Genomic DNA, 8,861 nt, shown 5'->3' with positions numbered 1-8,861 from the left:
CTTCCACGGAGGTGCCGACGAAACGGGTGAATAAATCACTGCAAGTCTTGCGCGTTCCTGGACGAAAATTCGGGAAAGGAATTCGGAAATGGCTGGTCTCGTTGGCAAGTTTGTCGGGAAAACCCCGGCGCCTCTAGCGCTTCAAGTCGGGCCTTGATGTCCATGGCCGCGCCACAATCCGCCGACATGCAGTCGGTCCTCCACAACAACATTCAGGCTCTGGTTGACCATCGACGAGAGCAGGAGCAGCATCGGGCGTTTCAAGATCGAATTGCCGGCGTCATTTCCCGTTTCGCGGGGAGCATGGCATTCGTGTATCTGCACCTTGCAATCCTGATCGTCTGGGTTGCGCTGAACGTTGGGGCGATCCCGGCTATTCCGCCCTGGGACCCAAGTTTCGTGATATTGGCAATGGTAGCCTCGGTTGAGGCGATCTTCCTGTCTACCTTTGTACTGATCAACCAGAACAGAATGGCTGAGCTCAGCGAGCGCCGCGCTGAGCTGAATCTGCAAATCAGCCTGCTCAACGAGCATGAAACCACGCGACTGATCGAAATGATGTCCGCTCTGACGGAGCGTTTGAAGGTACCGACGCCAGCAGATGACGAACTGCCCCAGCTAGCTCAGAACGTCGATCCTCAAGCGGTGATGAGCCAAATCGAACGGGTCTCTGAAAATCAGACCGAGCGCTAGGATTTATCGAGTGCCAGTTCGACACCAGTATCCGAATTGCCGGTCCGGCATTCAGACTTTTTTTCATTTCCAATCAGCTAAGTGATTGAAAATGGCGCGAGTGACGGGGCTCGAACCCGCGACCTCCGGCGTGACAGGCCGGCACTCTAACCAACTGAGCTACACCCGCGCAAGACGAGCACGGTCAGCCGTGTTCGTCGTTGGGGCGGTGGATAAGGCGTAAGCCACCGGGTGTCAAGCGGAGCGCGACAGCATAACAGCAAACAGGGGAAGGTTTTTTGACAAGCCGAATTTTGTTGCCGAAAACGATCAACGGTGAGGGCATCGTGCGCTCATTTGGCCTTGCGAACCCCGTCCTAACTGCTTAAAGGTCCGGCCCGGAGCGGGCGATTAGCTCAGTTGGTAGAGCGCTTCGTTTACACCGAAGATGTCGGCGGTTCGAGCCCGTCATCGCCCACCATAAAATCAATAAGTTCCGCCCAGAAGACGAAGTTATCTCCGGGTTCATTGAACTCGGAGGCAAGTCAAAACGGCGATGGCGTCAGGCAGCACTGGACCCTGAATGACTCCTCCGGGTTCCAGTTGAGCCGGCGGAAATACCCCTCGTTTCCCTCCGCACATCTCCGCCGTTTCATTGGATATCAGCGCGTCCGAGATTGCACGTGAGCAGATCGACGGACGCTCGCTGACTTCGGGGCAGACTGAGCGCTTTTGGTTTCTGCACGTTTGCCCGGTTAGATCGGGCGGCTCGGGATTGCAAAATCCATCGAGCGAACAAGCGATCTGTGACGGACCCACTGAGCCGGCCCATGGGCGGCAACGCGACTGCGCCGCCATTGCTCGAATGAAAGTTGCGTTTAGCGTTGAAATCTACTTCTCTATCTGGATGATATAATAAATCTAAAAAATTACCTTTGTTTTTTAATTATTGTTAACCATGTGTTAGTCGAGGTTATCCGGTTAACGCTTGAGGAAACTATTGCGGTTATGTTTCGTACCTCGCTGATATATGAGTCTTAGGTAATGTGCGGATTCGGGGGCTATTTAGGTTCGATCCGGGATGCGGAAGCTTTGCTTGCGCGCATGATAGCTGCGATCGCCCATCGCGGGCCGGATGAGCAAGGGAAATTTGTAACACCCGACGCTGGGCTCGGGCATGCGCGGCTGTCCGTGATCGGGATCGGTGATGGCCAGCAGCCGATGTCCGATGTATCGGGCAACTTGACCATTGCGTTCAACGGCGAGATTTTCAACTACCTGGAACTGCGCGAAGGGCTGATAGCGAAGGGCCGGCGCTTCCGTACGTCGAGCGACACAGAGGTCATCCTGCACCTGTATGACGAGATGGGCGAAGACTGCCTGCCGCTTCTGAACGGCGATTTCGCCTTCGCGATATGGGATAACAGACGTCGGCGTATGGTGCTTGCACGAGACCGGATGGGTGTCCGGCCGCTGTTCTACACGAACAAGGACGGCGTGCTTTACTTCGCATCGGAGATCAAAGCCCTCATGAAGGTCCCCGGCGTCTCAGCCGAAATCGATCCGATTGCACTCGACCAGATATTTACGCTGTGGGCGCCGATCGCTCCCCGCACGGCTTTCCGAAATATCCATGAGCTGGAGCCGGCAAGCGTGATGATCGCGACTCAGGGGCAAGTCACGGTCAAACGCTATTGGCACCTCGACTATCCGCATCGGGATGCGCCGTCGACGGTCACGAACGAGGACGATGCGGCCGAGGAACTGCAGGCCCTTTTGACCGATGCGGTGAGGCTTCGCATGCGCGCCGACGTGCCGGTCGGTTCTTATCTTTCGGGCGGGCTCGATTCGTCCCTTGTCTCGGCGCTTGCCGCCGGCATGACTCCTCTCAAGCTGCAGACATTTTCCGTGACGTTCGACAGCGCCGAGCACGACGAAAGCGCCTTCCAGACGGAGATGGCTTCAGCACTTGGCACCCATCATCGAACGATTGCCTGCCATGCCGGCGATATCGCCGGTGTCTTCCCTGAAGTCATCCGCTTTGCCGAGCGGCCGATCATCCGCACGGCCCCGGCCCCCCTTTATCAATTATCCGGCCTCGTTCGCCAGGCTGGCCTGAAAGTAGTGCTGACTGGCGAGGGCGCCGACGAGGTCTTCGCAGGCTACGATGTCTTCAAGGAAGCGCGTGTTCGCCGGTTCTGCGGGCGGCAGCCGGCATCGCGCATGAGGCCACAGCTGTTCCGCAGGCTTTATCCCTATCTGCTGGGTCTGCAGCAGCAGTCAGTGGAGTACCTGGCTGCGTTCTTCGGCGCCGGTAACACTGCGCTCGACGATCCGCTGTTCTCGCATCGGCCGCGCTTCAAGACCACGGCGGCGGCGAAGATTTTCTTTTCCGGCGACCTGCGTGCGACGTTGAAGGGCTATGACGCGGCTGAGGACCTTGTCAGCCAGCTGCCCCAAGCATTTTCCCTGTGGCATCCACTGCATCAGGCACAATATCTCGAAACCCGCTTCCTCCTGCCGGGTTATATACTCTCCAGCCAAGGCGATCGCATGGCGATGGCGCATGGGATCGAAGGACGTTTCCCTTTCCTCGATCCTCGTTTGGTGGCATTCGCGGCAAGACTACCGCCGGAGATGAAGCTGAAGGGATTGGTGGAAAAGCACATACTTCGCAAGGCAGCCAAGCACCTGCTTCCGACGCCGATCCGAGAGCGGACCAAACAACCTTACCGAGCCCCGGACGCCAGCTCCTTTGTTGGAGCCGGAGAACTGGATTACGTCCGCAACTGCTTGAGCGAAGCGAGCATCGCTGCCGGCGGTCTATTCAACGCCAAGGCGGTGGCAAACCTTCATGAGAAATGCCGCACGCAGCCAGTATCTGGGTTTCGAGACAACGCGGCCTTCGTCGGCATTTTGTCGACGCAGCTGTGGCAGAGAAATTTCACCGGCCAAGAGGTCGGTGCGGCACGAGCAGCCTGAGAATGGAAGGAAAGAAAATGGTTACAATCAAGGATAAGGTCAGAACTTTTATCGTCGACAACTTCCTGTTCGGCGACACGTCATACCAGCTTGCAGATACAGACTCGCTGATCGAGAACGACATCATCGACTCGACTGCCGTGCTGGAATTGGTGGCATTCATCGAAGACGATTTCGGCATAGCGATGGTCGATTCCGACGTCGTACCGGCCAATCTGGATTCGATTGAACGTCTCTCATCCTTCATCAGTGCGAGAGCAAAGGCGCGGGCAGCGTAGGTGCTCGCGGCGAGGAGCGTCCATGCGGATCGAACATTTCCTGGCCGCGAAGGCCGCTGCCCATCCCGCCAAAACGGCATTGATCACCAAGGACAAAAGGCTGAGCTTCGAAGAACTGGACGATCTTTCGAGCCGCCTGGCCGCCGCCCTTTTTGTGAATGGCGTCAGGCGCAACGACCGGGTCCTGATCTTCATGGACAATTGCTGGGAGGCCGCGGTTTCGATTTTCGCCGTCCTCAAGGCAGGAGCGACGTTCAGTCCGATCAACTCATCCACCAAGGCTGAAAAGCTTGCCTACATCATCGCCGATTGCGACGCTGCCGCGATCCTCACGCAGGCAAAACTGATGCCCGTGGTCGCTGAGGCGTGCGGATCGAGCGGCGAGACCGGCATCTTCGTGGCTTCCACCGCTGGTACCGATGGCCAATGCCCGGCAGGGGCTGCATCCCTAGCGGACTGCCTGACGCTCGAAGCCAGTGAGATCGACCACGGCGGCATCGACGTCGATCTGGCTATGCTCATCTACACCTCAGGCTCAACGGGCCGGCCCAAGGGCGTGATGATGACGCACCGCAATTGCGACGCGGCCGCGGACTCGATCACCACCTATCTGCGCAACTCGCCAGACGACATCATTTTGAATGTTCTTCCCCTTGCCTTCGACTATGGCCTCTATCAGTTGCTGATGGCCGTCAGGCTCGGCGCCACGCTGGTGCTCGAAAAGTCCTTCGCTTTTCCTCAAGCAGTCTTTGAACGTATCCGCGAGGAGGGCGTCACCGGTCTTCCGCTCGTGCCAACTATGGCGGCGATGGTCCTGCAGATGCGTGACCTGACGCCAAGCTTCCTGCCCAGCCTTCGCTATATTTCGAATACGGCAGCGGCCTTGCCGCAGGCGCACATAGAACGTCTGCGTTTCCTTTTTCCCGGTGTCAGCCTCTATTCGATGTATGGCCTGACGGAATGCAAGCGCTGCACCTACCTGCCGCCCGAGGAGCTCGATCGCCGGCCGGGGTCGGTCGGCATAGCCATCCCGAACACCGAAGCCTTTGTCGTCGACGACCAGGGGCAACGCGTGCCGCCAGGCGTAGCGGGTGAACTGGTCATTCGCGGACCGCACGTCATGCAGGGTTACTGGCGCAACGAAGCAGCAACCGAACGGGCCCTGCGGCCTGGCCCAAACCCTTGGGAGAAGGTTCTCTATACCGGCGATCTGTTCAGGACCGATGAGGATGGCTTTCTCTATTTCGTCGGGCGCAAGGACGACATCATAAAGACGCGGGGGGAGAAGGTGGCCCCGAAGGAGGTGGAGGCCGTGCTTCACGCCCATCCGGGCATCGCGGAGGCCGTTGTCGTCGGCGTGCCGGATCCGATGCTTGGGCATGCGATCGGCGCACTCGTGATACGCTCGGACCCGAAGCTAAGCGAAAAGGATGTCATGCGCCACTGCGCACGTCATCTTGAGGATTTCATGGTCCCCAAGGTCATCGAGTTCCGCTCGGAATTACCAAAAACGGATACGGGCAAGGTCAGCCGCCGGCTTGCTGCAGAGATGATGGAGGTCGCGCAATGAGTGTTCGCCCCAGCGACGACGCCCAGACCATTCTGGCGCAGGCCCTGGCGATCGACCCCGCCGCCGAAACGGACAGGATCGTCACCGCTTTGCGCCAGCAGTTGCGTGGTATTCGCAAGCGGGGTCTCACGCTCGGTCTTTCGGGTGGGATCGATTCAAGCGTTTCGGTGGCGTTGGCCGCGCGAGCCGTCGGGCCTCAGAATGTATTGTGTCTGTTCATGCCGGAAAACGATTCCGATCCGGAAAGTCTGCGGCTCGGCCGCCTTGTCGCCGACAATTTCGGTGTCGAGGCCATTGTGGAGGATATCGGGCCGGCTCTGCGCGCCATGGGCTGCTATGAGCGTCGCGACGCCTTCATCCGCGAACTGGTCCCGGAATATGGCGAAGGCTGGGCCTCGAAGATCGTGATCGCGAACGCGCTTGAGGGCGAAGGCTACAATATTTCGTCGCTGGTGGTGCAGGATCCCAAGGGCAAGCAGACGAAAATAAGAATGCCGCTGCCGGTCTATCTCGGTGTCGTCGCCGCCACCAACATGAAACAGCGCACTCGTAAACAGATCGAATATTATCATGCCGATCGCTTGAACTTCGCCGTTCTTGGAACGCCGAACCGGCTGGAATACGATCAGGGTTTCTTCGTCAAGAACGGTGACGGCGCGGCTGACGTCAAGCCGATCGCACATCTCTATAAAACGCAGGTCTATGCGCTGGCGGCCTATCTCGGCGTTCCAGAGGAAATCCGCAAACGGCCGCCGACCACCGATACCTACTCGCTGGCGCAGACGCAGGAGGAGTTCTACTTCTCGCTTCCCTATGATCGGATGGATATTTGCCTTTTCGGCCTCAACAAAGGCGTAGCGGCCGAAGTGGTCGGCCAGGCGGCGGGACTAGACGCCTCACAAGTGGAACGCGTCTGGGCCGATATCACCGCCAAGCGAAAAGCCACGCGCTATCTGCACCTGCGCCCGCAACTCGTTGATGAGGTCGAGGAAGTCGGTACCTGACCTGCTTCGAATCGGGCCATGTCCTAAACCGCACTTCAGGTGAAGCGGCCGCCGATCAGCCGGCTCCACTGCTCACCCGCAAGCCCGTTCAGGAAAGCTTGCGAGTTCTTCATGGCATCCAAAAGCTCTGGATCGCGTGAATGCACCACGGTCGAGGCAACAGTTAGGAAAGCTATGCGCCGCCCAAGCATTGCTTCTAGAAGTGCGGGTTGAATCCGTCCGCGCAGGCCGCTGACGCCGCGTACGGCGGCATGATCGATCAGGCAGTCGATCACCGAACCCGCCTGGCCGGGAAGGGCGAGGATCTGCAGCACGCGACCGATTTCATCTTTCCGTGCGTGATAGGCGAATGCGCCGACATTGGTGCCGACTGGCGATGTCACGGAAACGAAGACAAGCTCGCCCATTTCCGGCTTTTGTGCCGCATCGGCCAGGATGTGATCGAGCTGGCCTTCCGCCCACTCCGGGCGCAGGACGAACTGGGCGGTCAACGGTTCGACGAGCTTGGCAAATGTGCCGCTGTCGATTTCCGACGTCCGGAGGGCGCCATGGCCTGCCCCGTCCGGCGCCACACCGGACCAGCGTCGTTCGCTGGACCTCATTCGCCTGCAATAGAATCGGTCGATGGCATGCGCAAACGGATTGAGCATTCGGGCAAGCTTCAAGCGACTGGCGGAAAGGCTGAGCACAAAGCTCGACGGCCGCATCACGCGTACCCAGTCGAGACTGTATTGCGGCAGGACCACGCCACGCAGCCGTGTCCACAACCTTGCGGAGATGTCGTTGGCCGTCTCGCTGAAAGAGATGTCCTGCGGACCATCCAGGTAAGCTTTTAACAACCGGGCTCCGGCCATCGGATCGCGCTCATGATCCTCGACCATGAGCGAGCTGCAAATGGCGGCGTGTAATTGCCGGCCGTTGAACTGCATCGGCAATGCGTGAACGCCGACAAACCCGGAGACGCAGCCGGCGTCGTTGACATGGACTAGCGACCGGAGATCGCCTCCGCAACCGGGCGCCTCCAGATAAAACCGTCTCATATATTCGATGAGCGAGGCCGGCGCTTCGGTCCGCTCTTTGCGCAGCACGCGTTGAAACATGCCTGCGACTGCCGGAAGATCGGCACCTTCCAGGGCGCGAATGACGCTCAAGCCCGGCTCCCGCCACCGGAGTCCCGTCCACCGCGTGTCCGGACCATGGCGACGCCAGGCTTCCCATCGGCCATCGCGGCGACCGTCAGGTGTTCATGGCGGTGCGATCTCGCCCAGTTGCAATCGCTCCGATGGCCGAAAGGAGAGCTGAAATGCTGCGGCAAGGTAGGCCCTTTGCTTGATTATGAAAACGAGCGTCGTTGCTGTTACCAACTTCGGGTAAACCGATGTTAAAGTATTGATAGCGAATCGAGTTTTATCGACGCGACTCACGCCTTGTTTCCTCGGCGCCGCGGCACGTCTGGCGAGGTCTCAGCCTGCAGCTTCCGGCGCGAAGCCAGGTCGCTTGGCTACGATCCTTGCCCGCGCCGCCGTTCTTGAGACGAACCATGGCAAGTGCTGCATGATCTGCCGCCCGGTGCAGGAAAAAACCGGCGCCGAAATCGAGGATCATGGCGGAAGGAGCCGGAAATCCTTGCCTTCGGGCAGCAGCTGCCCGCCGTCGACGATTATAGTCGTGCCGGTGATGTAGCTGGCGTCGTCGGAGGCCAGGAACAGGAAAGCATTGGCGACGTCGCGCGGGCTGCCGAGGCGGCCGAGCGGTATGGAGTCCTCCATGTTCTTTATATAGGCGGCGCCACGATGCAGCTTGATTGCTTCGGTGAGGATATTGCCGGGCTCGACGCCGTTGACGGTGATGCCATAGCCCGAGAATTCGAGAGCGGCCGAACGGATCAGGCCGTTGATGCCGGCCTTGGTCGCCGAATAGTGGCCGTGACCAGGGCTGGTGACGTGCGGGCCGGTGATGGAGGAGGTGAACAGCATGCGGCCAAAGTGCTGTGCCTTCATCGGAACGAGTGCGGCACGGGCGGCATTGAAGGTGCCGCGCAAATTGACCGCCATGACGCGGTCCCAGTCCTCCGGACTGGTGTTCTCCAGCAACTGCCAGGGATAAATGCCGGCATTCTGGACCATGATGTCGAGACGGCCGTGATGGTCGAGCGCCAGCGCAACGGCGGCCTCCGCATCGACCAGCTGCGAGATGTCGGTGCGGATGAAGACAGCGCCGAACTCGTCCGCGGCCGCTTGCCCGGCCTCGACCTCGGTATCGGCCAGGACCAGCTTCGCGCCCTCTTCGGCAAAGCGCTGTGCGATGCCCTTACCGATGCCGCGCGCACTGCCGACGATCAGAGCGACCTTGTCT

The 8,861-nt window shown here is 59.4% G+C and carries 7 protein-coding genes and 2 tRNA genes; 6 read left to right on the top strand and 3 right to left on the bottom strand.

Going from position 1 to position 8,861, the window contains the following annotated elements:
* Window positions 1-162 precede the first annotated feature (162 nt).
* Window positions 163-693 (top strand): DUF1003 domain-containing protein, encoded by a 531-nt coding sequence (locus tag EOA86_RS11600; protein ID WP_128341749.1) that lies wholly within the window; start codon window positions 163-165, stop codon window positions 691-693.
* 92 nt (window positions 694-785) lie between these two features.
* Here the strand turns inward: EOA86_RS11600 and EOA86_RS11595 are convergent.
* Window positions 786-862 (bottom strand) — tRNA-Asp (locus tag EOA86_RS11595).
* A gap of 215 nt (window positions 863-1,077) precedes the next feature.
* Here EOA86_RS11595 and EOA86_RS11590 point away from each other — a divergent pair.
* The 5 genes from EOA86_RS11590 (at window position 1,078) to nadE (ending at window position 6,506) form a co-directional block, all read left to right on the top strand.
* Window positions 1,078-1,153 (top strand) — tRNA-Val (locus EOA86_RS11590).
* A gap of 563 nt (window positions 1,154-1,716) precedes the next feature.
* On the top strand, window positions 1,717-3,654 hold the full coding sequence (asnB, locus tag EOA86_RS11585) for an asparagine synthase (glutamine-hydrolyzing) (RefSeq protein WP_128341748.1): 1,938 nt from the start codon (window positions 1,717-1,719) through the stop codon (window positions 3,652-3,654).
* Between the two features lie 17 nt (window positions 3,655-3,671).
* Window positions 3,672-3,932: an acyl carrier protein gene (locus tag EOA86_RS11580; RefSeq protein WP_128341746.1), complete on the top strand. Its 261-nt coding sequence runs from the start codon at window positions 3,672-3,674 to the stop codon at window positions 3,930-3,932.
* A gap of 22 nt (window positions 3,933-3,954) precedes the next feature.
* Window positions 3,955-5,502: an AMP-binding protein gene (locus tag EOA86_RS11575; RefSeq protein WP_128341744.1), complete on the top strand. Its 1,548-nt coding sequence runs from the start codon at window positions 3,955-3,957 to the stop codon at window positions 5,500-5,502.
* Window positions 5,499-6,506 (top strand): NAD(+) synthase, encoded by a 1,008-nt coding sequence (gene nadE / locus EOA86_RS11570; protein WP_095521687.1) that lies wholly within the window; start codon window positions 5,499-5,501, stop codon window positions 6,504-6,506. The genes EOA86_RS11575 and nadE overlap by 4 nt, the downstream gene beginning before the upstream one ends.
* 35 nt (window positions 6,507-6,541) lie before the next feature.
* Here nadE and EOA86_RS11565 read toward each other — a convergent pair whose 3' ends face one another.
* Complete coding sequence (locus EOA86_RS11565; protein WP_128341743.1) at window positions 6,542-7,657, bottom strand: hypothetical protein; 1,116 nt, start codon at window positions 7,655-7,657, stop codon at window positions 6,542-6,544.
* Between the two features lie 450 nt (window positions 7,658-8,107).
* A partial coding sequence (locus EOA86_RS11560) for an SDR family NAD(P)-dependent oxidoreductase (protein ID WP_164891686.1) occupies window positions 8,108-8,861 on the bottom strand: 754 nt, incomplete at its 5' end.

It is taken from the genome of Mesorhizobium sp. M5C.F.Ca.IN.020.32.2.1 (assembly GCF_004023105.1).
Classification (GTDB): Bacteria; Pseudomonadota; Alphaproteobacteria; order Rhizobiales; family Rhizobiaceae; genus Mesorhizobium; species Mesorhizobium wenxiniae.
This window is presented reverse-complemented; position numbering and strand designations above follow the sequence as displayed.